Origin of the sequence: Borrelia persica No12 (genome assembly GCF_000500045.1) — a bacterium.
GTDB lineage: Bacteria > Spirochaetota > Spirochaetia > Borreliales > Borreliaceae > Borrelia > Borrelia persica.
In genome coordinates this window covers 1-246 of record NZ_AYOT01000230.1, presented here as the reverse complement: position 1 = coordinate 246, position 246 = coordinate 1, and the positions used below count along the sequence as shown (strand labels likewise).

Here is a 246-nt window from a genome sequence, read left to right as displayed (position 1 = left end):
CTTGATAATAAAATTGATACAAAATTCACTGAACTTGATAATAAAATTGATACAAAATTCACTGAACTTGATAATAAAATTGATACAAAATTCACTGAACTTGATAATAAAATTGATAATGTTAGAAGCGAACTAAAATCGGATATTAAAGATCTTGATAATAAAATTGATACAAAATTCACTGAACTTGATAATAAAATTGAAACTAATATAACAAAATTTGACAATACAGCAAGATTACATAAT

At 21.5% G+C, this 246-nt stretch carries 1 pseudogene; it reads left to right on the top strand.

The window, feature by feature from the left end:
- Positions 1-246, top strand: a pseudogene (locus U881_RS13425) (Bdr family repetitive protein); the annotation flags it as partial.